Source organism: Blautia faecicola, from assembly GCF_004123145.1.
GTDB classification, from domain to species: domain Bacteria; phylum Bacillota; class Clostridia; order Lachnospirales; family Lachnospiraceae; genus Oliverpabstia; species Oliverpabstia faecicola.
Window position 1 is genome coordinate 2,221,270 of sequence record NZ_SDKC01000001.1, and the last position, 17,851, is coordinate 2,239,120.

Here is a 17,851-nt window from a genome sequence, read left to right on the forward strand (position 1 = left end):
CATATTTCGTTACTCCCTTTTTGCCTTTTATTTTTCACGGATCCGGCTGTGCAGTTCCTGCAGAGATACTACTTCATTTTTCTCCTGCTTCTGCTCTGCCAGAATACCGTCTGCGCTTGCCAGTGCTGCTGCCATCGTTGTGATATACGGCACACGGCTCTTGATGCAAGCCTTTCTCACATAACTATCATCCGGACCATCCTCGTCACCCTTCGGTGTGTTGACTACCAGCTGTACTTTACCGTTGGTGATCACATCATAGATATCCGGGCGTCCTTCACTGCGTTTGAATACTCTTTCTGCCTCGATGCCAGCCTGCTCGATCAGTTCTTTCGTGTGACCGGTTGCCAGGATAGCAAATCCTGCTTCTTTAAACCGTTTTGCGACTTCCACAACCTCTCCTTTGTCACGGTCGCTAACACTGATCAGGACAGTTCCCTCTAACGGCAGTTTGCTCTTGGTTGCTTCCTGTGCTTTATAGAATGCCTCTCCCACAGTGTCCGCAAGGCCCAGAACCTCACCGGTAGAACGCATCTCTGGTCCTAACAACGGGTCAACTTCCGGGAACATATTGAACGGGAAGACAGCCTCTTTGACACCATAATATGGAATCTCTTTCTCTTTCATACCATCCAGTGGCGACGGTGCGCCGCTGAACTCGGAGGTAATGATCTGTGTAGCCAGCGGTACCATGGAGATATTGCACACCTTGGATACCAGCGGTACGGTACGGGATGCACGCGGATTGGCTTCCAGTACATAGACCGTTCCGTCTTCGATCGCATACTGCATGTTCATCAGACCACGCACATGCATTTCCTCTGCGATTTTCTTTGTATATTCTTTGATGGTTTTCAGATTTTCCTCTGAAATATTTTTTGACGGGATGATACAAGCGGAGTCACCGGAATGTACGCCGGCAAGCTCGATATGTTCCATAACCGCCGGAACAAATGCATGATTACCGTCGCTGATCGCATCTGCCTCACACTCGGTCGCATGACGCAAGAAACGGTCGATCAGGATCGGACGATCCGGTGTCACACCTTCTGCTGCTTCCATATAGATTCTAAGATTTTCCGGATCGTATACCACTTCCATGCCACGGCCGCCCAGTACATAGGACGGACGAACCATAACCGGATAACCGATCTTTTCTGCAATCGCAAGTGCCTCATCCACATCCACTGCCATACCTGCTTCCGGCATCGGAATACCAAGTTTGTCCATCATCGCACGGAACAGATCTCTGTCTTCTGCCATATCGATGACTTCCGGAGAAGTACCAAGGATCTTCACCCCGTATTTTTCCAGATCTGCAGACAGATTCAGCGGTGTCTGGCCACCGAACTGTGCGATCACACCGAGCGGCTGTTCCTTCTTATAAATAGACAGTACATCTTCCAGTGTCAGTGGCTCAAAATACAGTTTATCGGAAGTATCATAGTCGGTAGATACCGTTTCCGGGTTACAGTTTACGATGATCGTCTCAAAACCTGCTTTTTTCAGTGCCATCGCCGCATGTACACAGCAATAGTCAAATTCGATACCCTGACCGATACGGTTCGGACCGCCGCCGAGGATCATGATCTTATTCTTGTTATCGCTGACCGGACTTTCGTCTTTGCAGTGATAGGTGGAGTAATAATAAGCATTATCCTTCGTTCCGCTTACGTGGACACCTTCCCATGCTTCCTCCACACCCTGTGCGATTCTCGCATTACGGATGTCTTCTTCCGGAACTTCCAGGATCTGTCCCAGATATTTGTCAGAAAAACCGTCCAGTTTCGCCTGTTTCAGGGCTTCCGGAGCCGGCACCTGACCTTTGTTTGCCAAAAGTGCTTCCTCTTCTTCCACCAGTTCTTTCATCTGTTCGATGAAATAGTGTTTGATTTTTGTCAGAGCAAACAGTTCGTCTACCGTTGCACCTTTTCGCAGTGCTTCATACATGATAAACTGTCTCTGGCTGTTCGGTTCTACCAGCATCTTTAACAGTTCCTCTTTTGATTTCTCATGGAAATCCTTGGCAAAGCCAAGACCGAACTGACCGATCTCCAGGCTTCGGATAGCTTTCTGGAACGCTTCTTTATAGGTTTTACCGATACTCATAACTTCGCCGACAGCACGCATCTGTGTACCCAGCTTATCCTCTACGCCCTTGAACTTCTCAAATGCCCAGCGCGCGAATTTGATTACCACATAGTCTCCGTCCGGAACGTATTTGTCCAGGGTTCCGTATTTTCCACATGGGATCTCGTCCAGGTTCAGACCGGAAGCCAGCATCGCAGATACCAGTGCGATCGGGAAACCGGTTGCCTTACTTGCCAGTGCGGAGGAACGGGAGGTTCTCGGGTTGATCTCGATAACGATGATTCTTCCGCTGACCGGATCGTGGGCAAACTGTACGTTGGTTCCACCGATGACTTCTACTTCTTCTACGATCTTATATGCCTGTCTCTGCAGTTCCTGCTGTACCTCCTCGGAGATGGTCAGCATCGGAGCGGAACAGAAAGAATCACCGGTATGTACGCCGATCGGATCGATATTTTCGATAAAGCATACAGTAATCATATTGTTTTTGGAGTCACGGACAACTTCCAGCTCCAGTTCTTCCCATCCAAGGATGGATTCTTCTACCAGAACCTGACCTACCAGGCTGGCCTGCAGACCTCTGGCGCATACAGTTTTCAGTTCTTCTACATTATATACCAGACCGCCGCCTGCTCCACCCATGGTGTAAGCCGGTCGCAGCACAACCGGATATCCCAGTCTGTCAGCAATCGCAAGCGCCTCATCCACGCTGTACGCGACATCGCTTCGTGCCATCTCGATACCCAGACGGTCCATCGTCTTCTTAAATTCAATACGGTCCTCGCCACGCTGGATCGCATCCACCTGAACGCCGATGACTTTCACACCGTATTTGTCCAGGATCCCTTCTTCTGCAAGTTCAGAACAAAGATTCAGCCCTGACTGTCCTCCAAGATTCGGAAGAATCGCGTCCGGACGCTCTTTTGCGATGATCTGTTCCAGTCTCTCTACATTCAGTGGTTCGATATACGTGACATCTGCAATCCCCGGATCCGTCATGATCGTTGCCGGATTGGAGTTTACCAGTACAATCTCATATCCCAGCTGGCGCAGTGCTTTACACGCCTGTGTTCCGGAGTAGTCAAACTCACACGCCTGACCGATAATAATTGGACCGGAACCGATAATCAATACTTTGTGTACATCATTTCTCTTACTCATCTTGTTCTCCCTTTTTCGCAGAATATGTTTCCATATTCCGTTTTTTCACGCAGGAAAGCTCCTGTCCCAGGACCCTTCCCTTTTGCATCAACATTTCCGTATTTTATTATACATGAGCCTTCGGTAAATTACTACTGTAAAGTGTGGTTTGCATCAAAAAAACAACCCCTGTCTCCAGGAGTTGCCTTTTTCTTATCTTTACATCTGTCTGATTTTTAAATAGTTTTCACATCCTGCTCCGCGATCAGCTGATCCACCAGTTCTTCCCGTGCCTCATCCCACGTCTGAGCGGTCTCTCCATCGGAGCCAAGCTGTTCTTTGTACTCCTTTTCTTTATCCGCGAAATACTTTTCGATCTCCGCTGATGTTCTCGTCTCTTCGCGCATGTATTCCCAGTACTGATCTTCCCCGCCAAAGGAATCATACAATGCTTTCAGTATCTCCCCGTATTCCTTATTTTCTGGATCATCGATGCCCGCATCCATGGCTTCCCGTTTCTCGCTGACGATCTGATCCAGTTCTGTATCACTGACTGTATACCCTGCCGCTTCCGCCGCAACCGCCAGTGTCTTTCTCCGAACCAGCGCCTGAAATGCCTTTTCTTCCGAAGACTTTCCATCATCCGTCACCGAATCCTGTGCATCTTCCTCGCCCAGTGCGAAGCGCTTTTCATGATTTTCCATCTCCTGCTTCGTGATCTGAATATCTTTTCCAACCGCATACAGCTCATCCGATGTGTCCGTCTCTTTGTCCTGTTCCTGAATCATCTGCCCCAGCTCATACGCCTGATTGCTGCTGTTTTTTGCTTCCTGACTGCGAGTCGCATAAACCGTTCCTGCACCCGCTATAACTACGATTCCGATTCCAAGCGCAACGAGTATCTTTTTCTTCATTATTTTTTTCACCTCCTGCCATTATTTTCTTCGCTCGCTCTTTCATATCGTTTTTGTTATATGTATTATATCATATTTTTTTATTTTGGTCATTATAATTTCCATATCAACCAGTATATTTTATAATATTTCATTCAAGTTGCATAGCAACAGTAAATAAACGATTTCTCCTGCCGCCCCTCCCGCAACGATATAGAACACTTTCCGGTTTTTCCAGATCTTTTTCCAGATTTCGGGACTTATCTGTTGCATGTATTGGACAAATGCATGGTGTTCTGCCATCCACAGTTTCCCCTGCTGCCATATCAGTATAATTCCACTCATAAGAGAACCCGAAAGCCCAAAGATCCACTGCCATATTTTTCCTAGATTCCTTTCCCTCTGTTCCTGCTGTTTTTCCAGATCTTCCGTATTCTGTACAGGAATTCCGGAAAGGGACAGTGTATCAATAACTTTTTCTGCTGCAGCTTCATTCACCACCTGAATCCGATAATGATATACTTCCCGGTCAGTATGAGTTTCTCCCTGCAAGGTAGCTGTGGTATCTGTAACGTTTTCTCTGTTTTCTGTATCTGCCATTACTATTTCTTCGTATTTTTCTATATCCGTATACACAAAGACCTGAGATTTTTCCTGTTTTTCTTTTGGGCTGTTGATTCCATATATCCTTACTTTTTCCCCGTTGATTTCCACAATCTGATACAACAGATCTTCCGGCGAATCTCTCTGAATCGCATGTTTTTTTGTATCCTTCAGCTGTTTTATTATACTCCCATCTACGACTGCCCATGCCATGGATGAATGGTTCCCCTGACTGTACGCCTCCGGAAATTGTGTCTGCAAATATTCCTGATCCGTTCCTGTCAGCGTGATTTCCGCTTCATATCCATTCCACTCAAGCAGCTGTGAACTCTCTTCCCACACAGTTACCGCCTGTACCCCCTCCATATTCCGCAGAGTCCCCATCTGCTCCTGATATTCCTGCGAAATCTCACATAGAATATCCACAGCGGTCTTTTTCTGTTCATTCATGTTTTTCCCACAAACAACCAGCGCATTCAGGCAAAAAAATACCATACTCCAAAACAGGCAGATGATGATTGCATCTTTTCGCCATACAATTTTTCCCGTATAACAGAGTATTTCTCTTCTATTCATAAGACTGTCCCTGTTTTCTTCTGCGAATCCAGCCCGGAAGAACTACTCCGACAATACCCAAACCGACAACTGCGGTTACTCCGATAAGAAACTGGCGACCGATCTTATTGCTTTCTTTTCCATTTTTATCTGTATTTTTTTCTTCTATCTTTAATGGCTGGATCGTCAGTACAATATCGCTGGTTTCTTCATAGCTGTTGCCATCCTCGTCCTCATAAGTCAGAAGAATTTTTCCACCTGTCCGTCCGTATCTTTTTTCTGGTGTCACTTCCCCTGCGTTTACCACACCTGCGAAAGCGTCCAATTCACCCGAAACAGCGGTTCCTCCCTCAATGTTTCCAAGGAAGAGACTCTTATCTGTCTGTAACCCAGGAACATCCACTGTGCATCTCGCATTATAAACCATTCCTCTTCCAACATTCACCAGCTGTACCGGTATCTGCAAACGGTCTCCTGCATTGACTTCTTCCGGAATCTGACCAATCTCCATCGTAAGTTCACTTTTTTGTTTAATCGTTATTTCTATTTGCCCGGTTGCGGTAAGTGTTACTGCGTCCGGATTATCATACGACAGTTCCAACGTCAGTTTATATCTTCCTGCTTCTGTCTTTTTATCTGTCTGGATCTCTACCGGAACTTCCAGTGTTTTTCCCGCACCAAGTTTTTCATAATATTGCGTATTCGCAGTATTTCCAAGCGAAATCCCATCCCCTTCACATCCTACTGTAACGGTCATATTCTGCACATATTTCTTTTTATTCGTATTTTTAAGAATCACTTTCAAAGTCACGGAATCTCCCGCATAAATATGTTCCGGAATCTCTTTACAGTCTGCCACGATCACTTTCGGTTCGGATGTCGCTTTTTCCTCTTTATTTTCTCCTCCCGCTACAACGGCGGCAGCAACATCCCCTCCTCCTGCAATTTCTGCTGCCGGCACGGTACTGTCTGTCTCCTCTGAAATACCACTCGTATCAGAAGGTGTCGGTTCCGGCGTTGCTGTTGGCGTGATTTCTGCCGTTTTTTCATCATTGATCTGTACATACACCGTAAAATTTTGTTCTATTTCCTGTTTTTCCAATTGCAATGCCGTTTTTATATGTACCGGATAAGCACCATTTCTCCTGTCACTTTTTAGCTTTAATACAAATTTTATCAGAAAGACTTCTCTCGTCTGATCGCTATCATTGATTTTTTCTTCTGTCTTTCGAAATGTCTTCTGATAATTCTGAAATATAAACGGTGCTGTATTCTGATCTCCAAGATCCAGCGATGCAGTTATCGTATTCACTTCATTTTTCCCATTCCACAGCAGTGGAAGAATCACAGACACACACTCTCCACTTACTTCCGGTTCATAACCATCCTGGTACGCTTTTTCCATATCCTCGTACCGGTTTTCATTGTCCAGTCTCAGTTTTTCATTCTGCGCTGTCGGCTCTGGCTCTGCTGCCACCGCTCCCCATGTCTGCATGGGAAACAGTAAAAGCAACAGCAGACACAGTACTTTTCTTATGTTTCGCCTCATCCTTTTTCCTCCCGTGTGTTATGGATTTCCAGAAGATGTCCGTTCTGTATCTCACAGATTCTGTCAAAGCACAAAATATCTTCCCATAAATTTCCAAATGCCGCAAAAGCCATGCCCGAATCTGCCAGCCGCCCGGAAATCCAGGTTCCATACTTTTTACGTTCTTCTTCTGTCATTTTACTGATGCCATCTCCTGCCAGCAATATTTCCGGCTCTGTAGAAAGTGCTGCGATGCTTAGTAAAACGACTTTTTCATATGCCGTAAGATTTTTCACATATATCATTCGTTTTTCCCACAATGTACTCGCTTTAACCACCGGTTTTATCTGTTCCCACGCCTGCTTTCTCTCATACCCTTGCGTAAGCAACGGCAGCAACAGATAATCCATTGCTCTCATACGCTCCAGATCCGGAAATTGCTCCGGTATGATACCCGCACGTGATATTCTGCATGTTCCTTCCTGCGCTGCCGTTACTCCCGAAGCTACCAGAAACATCTGCCTGATATCTTCCTGGATTTTCCCCCTGATCAGCACTTTCTCTTTCTTGTGAACCGAAAAATCCACATGATCCAGAATCAGCCGATATCCACGTTCCCATCGGGTAATCTTACACATTTCCAGACACATTTCATCCATCCTTCTCACCCGCTCTTTCCCGGATACATGTCATCGTTCCCGCATCCATTTCGCATACCGTATCACACAGTACATCGATATCATTCTGACTGTGACTGGATAACAAAATCGTTTTTCTCTCACTTTTCAGGCTCAGAATCAGTTCGTGCATCTGCTTTACCCCTTTTTTATCCAGTCCGTTAAACGGCTCATCCAGAATCAGAATGGAGGGATCTTCCATTACCGCCTGTGCAATTCCCAGTCTTTGCCGCATACCGAGTGAATATTTGGATACCGGTTTTTTCAGTTTCGGATCCAGTCCTACGGTTAGAAGTACTTCCTGGATTCTTTCTTTTCCAATTTTATGTTGTAATGACGCCAGGATCTCCAGATTTTTCATGCCGGTAAGATTGGGCAAAAATCCGGGTGTTTCGATAATCACACCAATATCCTCCGGAAAATCCACATCTTTCCCGATTTCTTTATAGTTCACCAGAATTTTTCCACTGGAGGGATTCAGAAAACCGCAGATACATTTCATCAGTACCGTTTTCCCGCTTCCGTTATTTCCCACGATCCCATAAATTTTCCCTTCCTGAAACTCAAAACTGACATCTTTTAATACCTGTTCTTCGGAAAATTGTTTTGAAACATGTTCCAGTTTAATCACCGTACGCATTCTTTTCCTCCTGTTACTCTTCCGTCCCTCTGAATTGAAAATTATATCTCTTCATCTGTCTTGTACTCAAAAACACCAGAATCGTCAGTATGCTGCCAAAAATCAAAAAAGTTTCTTTCAGGCTTGGAAGATTATCATATCCGAAATTATGCATCGAATAGGTTGCCTGATTCAACGGTGAAATCCATCCTACAATTACCCTTGCTTTATAATAAAATTCATCTGGAAGTTTCAACAATGTTTTCAGATTATCCGGATTCAGCAAAAGCCCATATGCACTGAACGTCAATGCACTGATAACCCCTGCCAGCTGCCCCTTCCACAGTGTAAAAAACATCTGCAAAAACATTAGTACCAATGCATACAGTAACAGCAGAACAAAGATACAGCACATCGTCTGGTATGGTCTGCTCATTTCCAGTGTTTTTACTGCTGCAGGAATTCCCAGTGTTTCTCCTTTTTCCGAATATGCCAGCATTGCTGCTGTATAACTCCATGTATTTTTGGGAAAAAGATATTTCATACACAGTATTCCTGTAGAACCCAGGATAAACATGAGATAACATACACAGGCTCCCACAATATACAAAAACTGCCCTGCAATCCATATCTTTCTGTTTTCACGGATCAGGAAAAACGGCGTTGCTGTCGTAATAAAGGGAAGGTCACCGAACAGCAGCAAAAATAACATGGACCCAAGCAAAATAGAATTGCCATCACCAAACGTCCATATAAACGGCTCCACCAACTGCATGGTTGTCTCCTGTTCCCTGGCAAACAGAACTAATTTATCTGTCAGCATAAAACATAAAATAAACGCCAGCAAAAATGCTGCAATCACGCGCATATTTTTCTTCCACATTCGAAAATTATAACCGGCTGTAACAAGTATCATTCTGCTGATCCTACGCATATCCTATTCTCCTTCTCGCTGCATCCGCAAAAGCATATCCTGCAATCCCGGTCAGAAACAAAAGCCAGAAAAAGACAGACCAGCCATGCAATGGCCAGTCTGCCTGTACCACCAGCCAATCCGGCGGATAAAACACCCGACATTCCGGGAAATATCGCTCACATAAAATAATCAGCAGATATTCACTCATAAATGGCGCAAGCCATGCCATGTATCGATGATTCACCAACGTTGAAATCCACATTCCAATTTCTGCTTCCAGTGCTCCAAAAGCAAAAAACTGACACAACATCTGTCCATATTTCCCCCAAAAATTCTGTATAATCCTCCATGAAAATCCTTTTTCCATCGGCAGAAAAACCATCCATGTACACAAAATAAAAGCCACTGTCCCTGCTACCAGAATACTTCCACCTGCAACTGCATTTGTGATTGCTTTTGACATTATGTATTTTTTTCGTTCTTTTCGAACCAGTACAAATTTATAAATACCACTTTTATATTCATCCACAAATCCGGTCGCATACGGTACCGTGCACAACAGGGGAAAATACAACCGAATCCCATCGCCCGTCAGAACTTTCAAAATATAACTTTCCATCCATCCTGCACTCAGTTTCCTGCCACTTCTCAGCACCTCTGCCACCATTTCCAGATTGGTTACGGTGAGAAATATCACAGTAAGAAAAGTTCCCAGGTACAGCCATTGTTTTCGAAATGCTCTTTTTCTATCATACGGTAACATTCATTTTCTCCGTTTAATATCCGAGGGATGTATTGATTACACTCCCATCAATCCCATTTATCATCAAAAACTGCTGTTTTCCCCAATCTTCACCATCCACACGAAGTGTTCCGGAAAACGACCATGCTGGAACCATAAGAAAATCTTCCGTGTTGCTTTTTTCTTTGATTCTGAAAAGCCCTTCTGTGATTTCAGATATTTCAATCTGAATCTTTCCTGTCTCCGTTGCATCCAAATCCAGAAATGCAGATTCTGTAAACTGTGCCTGTGCCTGTTTTTTGAATGTCTGATAAATCTCCTCAAAATCCATCGTTTCTACATTTTCATTTTCTATCTGTACCACATCCATCGGAGATATCAGTTCCACACTCGTCAGTACACCGTTTTCAAATCCAATACTCAGGGATGAATAATAATAATTTGCCGCATACAGATCTTCTGCTTTCAGATCAATCAGCGGTCCCTGAAATGCCGTAATACTTTCATAAGACGGTGTGTAGGTTACCATTACATTTTGTATGTTTTCTGCTTCCGATGCTTTATATTCCGCATATTTCCAGTTTTCCATTCCCAGCTGATTTTTTATCTCATCTGCCTGTTTTACCGCTTCTTCTTTGGATAATGTTCCTGTTTCTTCTTTGATCCATTCCTGTTCATCTTCATACAGGAACCATTGTGTATTTAACCGATAGTCATTCTCTTCTCTGTTATCCACTTCCACCATCGCCTGATGTCCGTTCACGGTTGCCTGCGCGATCAGCTGACTGGTTTTGTCAAGTCCTTCATAATTTGCATCACCGGATTTGGGCATTGGCAGGTCATCATAATAGCCATATGGATGAAATTCCCATGTACACGGAATTTTTTCATCGGCATCGCTGGCTGACGCATATTGTTTTTCGTATTCTTTGATTTCTTCTTCCAGCTCCTTTTTTATCCGGTCTGCCTCTTCCTGGCTTCCATAATCCTCCAGAAGTTTATCCTGATCACTTATGCGTTCTTTCAGTTGGAGAATCCTGTCTTCTATCTCTGTCTTACTTTTTTCTCCAGGTTCATATGCCGTTGCACCCTCAAACAGCACATCCGCCCACCGCTTTGCCTCTTCTTCCGTAATCAGATGCGGTTTTACTCTCACCACCGGTTTGTTTCCTTCCAGTCCCGTAACACTCGCATCCACAGATACCTCTATTTTTCCTCCATCTGCCTGAAACTGATCCGTATATTTTTCCGGTACTGATGCGTCACTGTCTTTCTTATTTTCTCCCTGAATCGCCTGTTCCAGTTTTCCCTCATTTTTATTAACCACAATGTCTTCTGTCGGGTTTTCGGCACAGCCGGTAAGCGCAAGGCAAATCGGGAACGCTAACCAAAATATATATTTATTTTTTTTCATATAGTCTCCAATTTATTATTAAACAAGCCACCAGTTTTTATCTTATTTGTTATTTAACCAACAGATTTCCAACCATACCAATAACATTGCCATGCTCCATTGTATGCATTTACCTGTCTCATGTTATAACCTTCTGAGAAATACGGAGCATTACCGGTAAAATTTTTATAACTGTTTGTTGTACCTGTAGAACGTAATGTGGATCTGAATTTGGTCCATGTATTTTTTCCGCATGCTCCATCAATATCCAGTCCAACTGCTCCCTGAAAAGCTTTTACTCCATTACAGGTTCCATTTCCATAACTGCCATCTACACCGCCAGCATTAATAATATACTTACGCGTTGATGTGCTGTAGTTTACTAACATTGTCTGGATGCCTCTTACATAGGATGCATAATAACCAGACTTTGACTGTGTCGGAAAATTCTGCATTTCCTGTGCACTTGCCGGTACAACACTTATAAGTAACATAACTCCTGCTGCCATAATCGTCAATAGTTTTTTTATTTTGTTTTTCATATAGTACCTCCTTCTCAGCTGGTGGCTTGTTTAATTTCTATAGATTGTATTTAATTTACATTGTCATTATATTAATACAATATATTTTTGTCAATACTTTTTAATTGACTGAATTGCTTTTTTGGTATATATTATATTTACAATTTGATAAAGGAGTGATTCTATTTGTTATTTAAGAAAAAAGGAATTCCAAAACTGACTTCCCGTGAAGTTGATATTATGAACATCCTCTGGGAAAATGAAAAACCATTAATTGCTTCTGAAATAGCAGATGCCAGACCTGACCTTACGATTAATACTGTTCAGGCAGTTCTGCGAAAGCTTCTGAAATATCAGTTAATTGAGGTTGCGGATATCGTATACAGCGGTACGGTTTTATCCCGTTCGTACCGCCCGACGATTACCTCTGAAGAATTCGCTGTTCTTGAGGTAACTTCTGATTATCTGGCATTCGAGAAAACGCTTTCAAAGCCGTTACTGGTCTCTGCGCTTTTGGACACGGAGGAAGATCCTGTCAAAGCACGGGAAACGATTGATGAATTGCAGAAAATGTTAGATGAATACAAGAAGACTTTGGAAGAACAGGAGCCATAATTATGTTAGATTTCTCTATCTCCTCTGTAAACATGGCGATTTTGGTAAGTAATCTTTTTATCATTTTTCTGGTTCTTATTTTCCGAAATCGTAAGATTCTGTTTCGACTGGGGCTTCCTCTACTGGTTGGATTCGTGATTCTTATTTGTGTTCGCATGATATTTCCAGTCGAACTATTGCCGATCTCCCACAATGTATATCTTCCAGATTTACTGACTACCATTGTAGGTGAAACACGCCGTACACGTTTTCTTCATGATACGGTATCGTGGTGGAATATTTTGGAGCTTGTATGGATATGTGGCATACTATATTCCTCACTAAAATACTTTAATCGAAATCATGCTTTTCGAAAGTATGTAAAAAAGCATGCTAGTGCTTTATCTGAATCCAGTATACAAATGCGTGTTTTCACTCAAATCAAGTTAGAAACCACCAAAAAAGGCATTCAAAAAATGCAATTACTGGCTCTTCCGCTTCTTAAAAGTCCTATAATCTACGGTCTTTGGAAGCCATTTATTCTCATTCCAAACACTTTGGAACTATCAGAAACAGAATGGCGTTATGTTTTATTACATGAAGTCAATCATTATCGTCATAAAGATCTATATATAAAATTTTTATTACATATCATCTGCATAATTTACTGGTGGAATCCATTTTGTCGATTTTTAAAGAATGACACAGATACGATATTAGAAATGCGGATTGATCAGACATTGGCTGATACTCCTGCACATAAAGTGGAATATCTTTCTTGTCTTTTAAAAACAGCTTCTTATCAAATAGAAAATCCTGTATCCATACCAGATTTTTCTATTAACTTTTGTGATTCAGTTCTTGTTCAACGTTTTGACTCAATCACAAAAAATAATAAAAGACAAGACTCCTATACATTTAAAATAACTTTTTTGTTTTTTGCAATCTTCTTATATTTAGGATCTTATTTTATAACTTTTGAAAGTAACTATTTTCCAGCAGATTTATTTACTGATGATATTATTATTCCCACCGAAGATAATTGCTTCGTTATAGAATGTCCCGATGGTCAATATGATTTTTATCTATATGGCAAATACATAGAAACATTACCAGACAAGGAGCATTGCATTATCGGTATTACTACTTACAAAAACATTCAGGAGGCACGAAAACATGAAAAAATTATTTCTGAAAAATAGTCATCTACTTTTGACTTGCTTATTTGTCTTTTTTATATTTGCTTTGGAAAGTCCTAGCATTTCAGTTGATTCTCCATTAGCCAATTCAACTTTAACTACTTACCAATCCCAATGTACTGTTCGAAACACTAATGTTGTTTGGGTATATAAAACAGTTAATGGGAAAACATATAAACGACTCTACAATATAGAAACCGGTCATTGGATTGGAAACTGGATTCCAGCCTGACGCAAACAGGGTCTGCCGCACCATATCAGTGCGACAGACCCTTCCTTATTGTCATACCTTATCTTTTCATTTATACATACTCATATAATCCCCATGCGCCTCGATCAGTTCGTCGCACATTGTCTTGATATCATCGATATTCAGCTCTGCTGCGGTATGTGGTTCGAGCATGGCTGCCCCTTTACTTTTTCACAATCCATTTTCCACTTCTATTGGATCCTTGCCTTTCAACGAATCCATCCTCTCGCAGATCTTTTATTATTTTCTGGACCTGTTTTCTTGTAAGATCGAATTCTTCCATAAGTCTAACCTGCGTTATCGCCGAATCTTCTTTCATTCTTTGTAAAATATCCCATTTCTTTTCGGCTCCTTTTTTTGGCTCCTTTTTGGCTCCTTTTTGTTCACACTCTTTCTTTTCCTCTCTCAAAAATGCTTCATGCACAAATAATCTTGAGATAAAATAACTGTGATCATCATCTGTTTCAAACTCAGGTTTCGGCGATCCATTTTCTTCAAGTGCTCTAAGAATCTTGCCAAATCCAGTATTTCGTCCTTCTGTCAAATGTAATTCTTTCAGAATTTCTCCAATACGCCGGTTTCTATATCTGCGATTTGATACCTTATATCGTTTTAAGCCTTCCTTTGTAACCGAACGATCCGGTCCTGGAAAACTTACAATTTCAATCATTTCCTTTTCAACCCTTACTTCTATCGGTTCCCGGATATCATACGCACGGTGATAAACTGCATTTGCAAGCGCTTCCTCCAATGCTGCATATGGATAATTGTATACCCAATCCGCTTCTGTTTTATCCGCACTCTTAACAATTTTCTTTGTTACAATTGAATTTTTTATAAATTGCAATGCTTCTCTAAGCTGCTGATGAATTGGTCCTTTAAATGTATTTTCAATAATATTATCTCCACCCAAACACTCCGCCTGATCAATTATTGATATACTATACAAAAAACTCCCGCCACTTCCCTTTGAAAGGAAATGACGGGAGTATCATATTTATTCTACCTTTTTATTTATACATACTCACATAATCACCATGCGCCTCGATCAGTTCGTCGCACATTGCCTTGATATCATCGATATTCAACTCTGCTGCGGTATGCTTCATTTTACTTCTTTAAGATAAAACTCCACCGCTTTGAAATCCCCTGTCTGGCGCGGGAAGTTCAGGCCACCGTGCATCAGGGCGCGGCCGCTTCTTACCAGTTCGCCGTTTACTTCGTACATGGCGTCCGCTTTCAGCCCTCTTACCGGGATGTGAATGGACGGGCCGCTTGGCTGTGCCAGGATCTGCATGCCGTGTACCAGAGCTTCGCTCTGATCCTGAGATACGAACTCCCAGGCTGCGTACAGACGGTTTTCCATCGGGTTGGTCAGGCGGTAGTATTCGCCTTCATGAGTCAGGTTGTAGTATTTCTTAAAGGTTTTGATCTGTTCTTTGACCTCTTCTTTTTCCCCGTCGCTTAACAGGTTTAGATCCAGTTCGTATCCGAAACTTCCTGCCATGGCTACGGTTCCTCTGGTTTCTACCGGAGTGATACGACCGGTCTGGTGGTTCGGAACAGCGGATACGTGGGAGCCGACTGTTGAGATCGGATAGCAGAAGGATGTTCCGTACTGGACACTGAGACGTTCTACTGCATCGGTATCATCACTGCACCAGATCTGTGGGGAATAATACAGCATACCAAGGTCAAAACGTCCACCGCCGCCGCTGCAGCCCTCCAGTAACAGATCCGGATAACGGCTCACCAGACGTTCCAGCAGATCATACAGACCCAGCATATAGCGATGGCTTGCCTCTCCCTGGCGTTCTTTTGGTAAAACGGCACTGTACACATCACTGATGTGACGGTTCATATCCCATTTGACATATTCGATATTGGCACTGTCGAGGATCGCCGTCATGCGTTCGTACAGATAATCCCGGACATCTTCTCTTCCCATATCCAGGATCAGCTGGTAACGGCTTCTGTTCGGCTGTCTTCCCGGAATCTGGATCGCCCAGTCCGGATGTGCGCGGTAGAGATCACTGTCCTCGGAGATGCATTCCGGCTCAAACCAGAGACCGAACTTCATGCCCATGGCATTGATTCCGTCTGCGATCGGTTTCAGACCGCCTTCCAGCTTGTCGGTGTTGACATACCAGTCACCCAGTCCGCTGACATCTCCCTCACGTTTTCCAAACCAGCCGTCGTCGAGAACCAGCATCTCCACGCCAAGTTCGGATGCGCCTTTTGCAATGTTCAGGATCTTTTCTTTATCAAAATCAAAGTAGGTTGCTTCCCAGTTGTTGATCAGCACCGGACGTCTCTCGTGTTTGTATTTGCCACGGCACAGATGTTCCCGGAAGGTATGATGGAAGTTGGAACTCATCTTTTCAAATCCTTCGCTGCTGTAGGTCATAACAGCTTCCGGTGTCCAGAACTCTGCTCCTGCTTCCAGTGTCCAGGCAAATCTCTGGCTGTTGATGCCGGCAGTCAGTCTGGTCTGTCCCATCTGGTCTTTTTCTGCTTCGATCGAGAAGTTTCCACTGTAAACCAGTGCTGTTCCATAACATGATCCCGCTTCTTCGGTGGTATCTTTGCTGCACAAGATGGCAAATGGATTATGCTGGTGGCTGGATGCTCCTCTGACACTTTCCACGGTCATCTTTCCGCGCATCAGCGGTACCCGTTCCATCTGGCGTTCCAGATTGTGTCTTCCGTGAAAATGCATCAGTTCCCAGTCACCGCTCATCAGATCCAGATTCATGGAAGCAGCTTTTGTCAGCACGATCGCATCGGTTCCCTGATTTACGAATTTTACGCAACGGGTAATGATATCTCTTTCTTCCCACACACTGTAGTATAAAAATGCATGCAGTCCGGTTACTTTATCTGCCAGTTCCACGATCAGGGTATCGGCATCTTTTTCTTCTCCGTACAGTGCCGGCATTCCCGGGATCGCATATTTGCCCTTTTCGATGGTATATCCTGCATAACGCCAGTCTGCGGCATCGCTTCCGTCCGCGTTGATCACGCTCACACTGTTGATCCGGTAATCGCCGACGCCGTTGGTGGAGTATTCCTGTGGTCTGGAATCGAGAGAATAGTCTCTCTCATTTCCTGCCTCGTAAGGGTTTCCGGAAAATCCCCGATCCTGATAGTCTAAAAGATAGCTCATATCTTCCTGACCGATATTTTCTCCATAGTACAGGTGATTCAGCACCAGATATTTGTCTGCCATCATCTGATAACTTGTATTGTTTGTTGACAACGTAAAAAGTTTTTTCTGTTCGTCTATATAAATTGCCATGTTCGTCCTCCTTTTTATCGCTCTGTCTGCATCACAGTTTATTGTTTTTACATCACTGTTTTTTACATCACTGATTTTCACATTCACCGTTATGTTTTGCAGTCTGTTTTCTATTCACAGACTATACTCAGTATACCATGCTGCGAAACTGAAAAATATAGGATTTGTTTCCTGTAATTGTGGATTCGTTGCGTGCTGTATCAATTTTGGAGATTTTCATGTACGCTGTTATCCGTGTTTTTTCTGCATTTTTCTTTTTCGGACGGTTCTTCTCTCTGTTATCCGTTTTGTTCCTGTGCCCGTTCACATTCTCTTTTCAGGAGCTCATGCCATTCCGGTTTTTCTTTTTTTAAGGATAACGGTTTCCCTTCCCTGTTCAGAAAGCAGTGACTGGTCTGTCCGCTGCAACGCAGGGTTCCGTCTTTTTTATCCCTGATATGATATCCCAGAAAGATTTTTACGCCATTATATTTTTTCACTGTCACCTCAATAGATACTTCTTCCCCGTACCGTGTCATGGAGTGATAGGCTGCCTCCACCGTCAGTACCGGGCTGATCACACCTGCGGCTTCCATTTTGTCATAATCCATGCCGAGATATGCCAGATAATCGCTCCGGCTTTCCTCGAACCAGCGGATATAGTTGGAATGATGCACGCATCCCATCTGATCGGTTTCATAATACTGCACCCGATGGTTATAACCCGGGTATTGTTCTGTCCTTTCCATCTGTGTCTCTTCCCTTTCTGTCCCATACATTTCTGTTCTGTCGTTTTTCTCCACATTTTTGCGATTTCAATTTTAAAATGCACCATCGCAAATCGTTTTCTCTC

The 17,851-nt window shown here is 43.3% G+C and carries 16 protein-coding genes; 3 read left to right on the forward strand and 13 right to left on the reverse strand.

The window, feature by feature from the left end:
- Window positions 1–27 precede the first annotated feature (27 nt).
- From carB to ETP43_RS10060, 10 genes are all read right to left on the reverse strand, one after another.
- Window positions 28–3,252, reverse strand: coding sequence for a carbamoyl-phosphate synthase large subunit (gene carB, locus ETP43_RS10015; protein ID WP_022171038.1), 3,225 nt, complete (start codon window positions 3,250–3,252; stop codon window positions 28–30).
- A 215-nt stretch (window positions 3,253–3,467) separates the two neighbouring features.
- Window positions 3,468–4,145 (reverse strand): hypothetical protein, encoded by a 678-nt coding sequence (locus tag ETP43_RS10020; RefSeq protein ID WP_129257947.1) that lies wholly within the window; start codon window positions 4,143–4,145, stop codon window positions 3,468–3,470.
- A gap of 120 nt (window positions 4,146–4,265) precedes the next feature.
- On the reverse strand, window positions 4,266–5,303 hold the full coding sequence (locus ETP43_RS10025; RefSeq protein ID WP_129257948.1) for a hypothetical protein: 1,038 nt from the start codon (window positions 5,301–5,303) through the stop codon (window positions 4,266–4,268).
- Complete coding sequence (locus ETP43_RS10030) at window positions 5,296–6,831, reverse strand: COG1361 family protein (protein WP_129257949.1); 1,536 nt, start codon at window positions 6,829–6,831, stop codon at window positions 5,296–5,298. Before ETP43_RS10030 ends, ETP43_RS10025 begins: the two co-directional genes overlap by 8 nt.
- Window positions 6,828–7,469 (reverse strand): hypothetical protein, encoded by a 642-nt coding sequence (locus ETP43_RS10035; RefSeq protein WP_129257950.1) that lies wholly within the window; start codon window positions 7,467–7,469, stop codon window positions 6,828–6,830. The genes ETP43_RS10030 and ETP43_RS10035 overlap by 4 nt, the downstream gene beginning before the upstream one ends.
- Window positions 7,462–8,127, reverse strand: a complete 666-nt coding sequence (locus tag ETP43_RS10040; protein WP_129257951.1) for an ATP-binding cassette domain-containing protein — start codon at window positions 8,125–8,127, stop codon at window positions 7,462–7,464. The genes ETP43_RS10035 and ETP43_RS10040 overlap by 8 nt, the downstream gene beginning before the upstream one ends.
- A gap of 13 nt (window positions 8,128–8,140) precedes the next feature.
- Window positions 8,141–9,040 (reverse strand): hypothetical protein, encoded by a 900-nt coding sequence (locus ETP43_RS10045; RefSeq protein WP_129257952.1) that lies wholly within the window; start codon window positions 9,038–9,040, stop codon window positions 8,141–8,143.
- Window positions 9,033–9,785, reverse strand: a complete 753-nt coding sequence (locus tag ETP43_RS10050; RefSeq protein WP_129257953.1) for a hypothetical protein — start codon at window positions 9,783–9,785, stop codon at window positions 9,033–9,035. Before ETP43_RS10050 ends, ETP43_RS10045 begins: the two co-directional genes overlap by 8 nt.
- Before the next feature lie 13 nt (window positions 9,786–9,798).
- Window positions 9,799–11,178, reverse strand: a complete 1,380-nt coding sequence (locus ETP43_RS10055; protein ID WP_129257954.1) for a DUF6034 family protein — start codon at window positions 11,176–11,178, stop codon at window positions 9,799–9,801.
- Between the two features lie 53 nt (window positions 11,179–11,231).
- Complete coding sequence (locus tag ETP43_RS10060; protein WP_129257955.1) at window positions 11,232–11,699, reverse strand: peptidoglycan-binding domain-containing protein; 468 nt, start codon at window positions 11,697–11,699, stop codon at window positions 11,232–11,234.
- A 165-nt stretch (window positions 11,700–11,864) separates the two neighbouring features.
- Between ETP43_RS10060 and ETP43_RS10065 the strand changes: the two genes are divergently transcribed.
- Genes ETP43_RS10065 through ETP43_RS10075 form a run of 3 tightly spaced genes read left to right on the forward strand, consistent with a single transcriptional unit; the run spans window position 11,865 to window position 13,703 of the window.
- Window positions 11,865–12,293 (forward strand): BlaI/MecI/CopY family transcriptional regulator, encoded by a 429-nt coding sequence (locus ETP43_RS10065; RefSeq protein WP_243114248.1) that lies wholly within the window; start codon window positions 11,865–11,867, stop codon window positions 12,291–12,293.
- Between the two features lie 2 nt (window positions 12,294–12,295).
- Entirely contained in the window at window positions 12,296–13,474 is a 1,179-nt protein-coding gene (locus tag ETP43_RS10070) for a M56 family metallopeptidase (RefSeq protein WP_129257956.1), read from the forward strand.
- A complete protein-coding gene (locus tag ETP43_RS10075; RefSeq protein ID WP_129257957.1) occupies window positions 13,449–13,703 on the forward strand; it encodes a cytochrome c family protein in 255 nt (84 codons plus the stop codon). The genes ETP43_RS10070 and ETP43_RS10075 overlap by 26 nt, the downstream gene beginning before the upstream one ends.
- A 181-nt stretch (window positions 13,704–13,884) precedes the next feature.
- Here ETP43_RS10075 and ETP43_RS10080 read toward each other — a convergent pair whose 3' ends face one another.
- The 3 genes from ETP43_RS10080 to ETP43_RS10090 form a co-directional block, all read right to left on the reverse strand.
- Window positions 13,885–14,634, reverse strand: a complete 750-nt coding sequence (locus ETP43_RS10080) for an ATP-binding protein (RefSeq protein WP_243114249.1) — start codon at window positions 14,632–14,634, stop codon at window positions 13,885–13,887.
- A 192-nt stretch (window positions 14,635–14,826) separates the two neighbouring features.
- On the reverse strand, window positions 14,827–17,019 hold the full coding sequence (locus ETP43_RS10085) for an alpha-galactosidase (protein ID WP_129257958.1): 2,193 nt from the start codon (window positions 17,017–17,019) through the stop codon (window positions 14,827–14,829).
- A 278-nt stretch (window positions 17,020–17,297) separates the two neighbouring features.
- Window positions 17,298–17,777 carry an acyl-CoA thioesterase gene (locus ETP43_RS10090; RefSeq protein ID WP_243114250.1) on the reverse strand — a complete coding sequence of 160 codons (480 nt, stop codon included), beginning with the start codon at window positions 17,775–17,777 and terminating at the stop codon, window positions 17,298–17,300.
- Window positions 17,778–17,851: the final 74 nt, after the last annotated feature.

Coding starts and splice junctions, on each gene's coding strand:
- ETP43_RS10060 (WP_129257955.1), bottom strand. CDS start 11,699: ATGAAAAACAAAATAAAAAAACTATTGACGATTATGGCAGCAGGAGTT.
- ETP43_RS10045 (WP_129257952.1), bottom strand. CDS start 9,040: ATGCGTAGGATCAGCAGAATGATACTTGTTACAGCCGGTTATAATTTT.
- ETP43_RS10055 (WP_129257954.1), bottom strand. CDS start 11,178: ATGAAAAAAAATAAATATATATTTTGGTTAGCGTTCCCGATTTGCCTT.
- ETP43_RS10090 (WP_243114250.1), bottom strand. CDS start 17,777: ATGTATGGGACAGAAAGGGAAGAGACACAGATGGAAAGGACAGAACAA.
- ETP43_RS10035 (WP_129257950.1), bottom strand. CDS start 7,469: ATGGATGAAATGTGTCTGGAAATGTGTAAGATTACCCGATGGGAACGT.
- ETP43_RS10085 (WP_129257958.1), bottom strand. CDS start 17,019: ATGGCAATTTATATAGACGAACAGAAAAAACTTTTTACGTTGTCAACA.
- ETP43_RS10075 (WP_129257957.1), top strand. CDS start 13,449: ATGAAAAAATTATTTCTGAAAAATAGTCATCTACTTTTGACTTGCTTA.
- ETP43_RS10020 (WP_129257947.1), bottom strand. CDS start 4,145: ATGAAGAAAAAGATACTCGTTGCGCTTGGAATCGGAATCGTAGTTATA.
- ETP43_RS10030 (WP_129257949.1), bottom strand. CDS start 6,831: ATGAGGCGAAACATAAGAAAAGTACTGTGTCTGCTGTTGCTTTTACTG.
- carB (WP_022171038.1), bottom strand. CDS start 3,252: ATGAGTAAGAGAAATGATGTACACAAAGTATTGATTATCGGTTCCGGT.
- ETP43_RS10025 (WP_129257948.1), bottom strand. CDS start 5,303: ATGAATAGAAGAGAAATACTCTGTTATACGGGAAAAATTGTATGGCGA.
- ETP43_RS10070 (WP_129257956.1), top strand. CDS start 12,296: ATGTTAGATTTCTCTATCTCCTCTGTAAACATGGCGATTTTGGTAAGT.
- ETP43_RS10040 (WP_129257951.1), bottom strand. CDS start 8,127: ATGCGTACGGTGATTAAACTGGAACATGTTTCAAAACAATTTTCCGAA.
- ETP43_RS10050 (WP_129257953.1), bottom strand. CDS start 9,785: ATGTTACCGTATGATAGAAAAAGAGCATTTCGAAAACAATGGCTGTAC.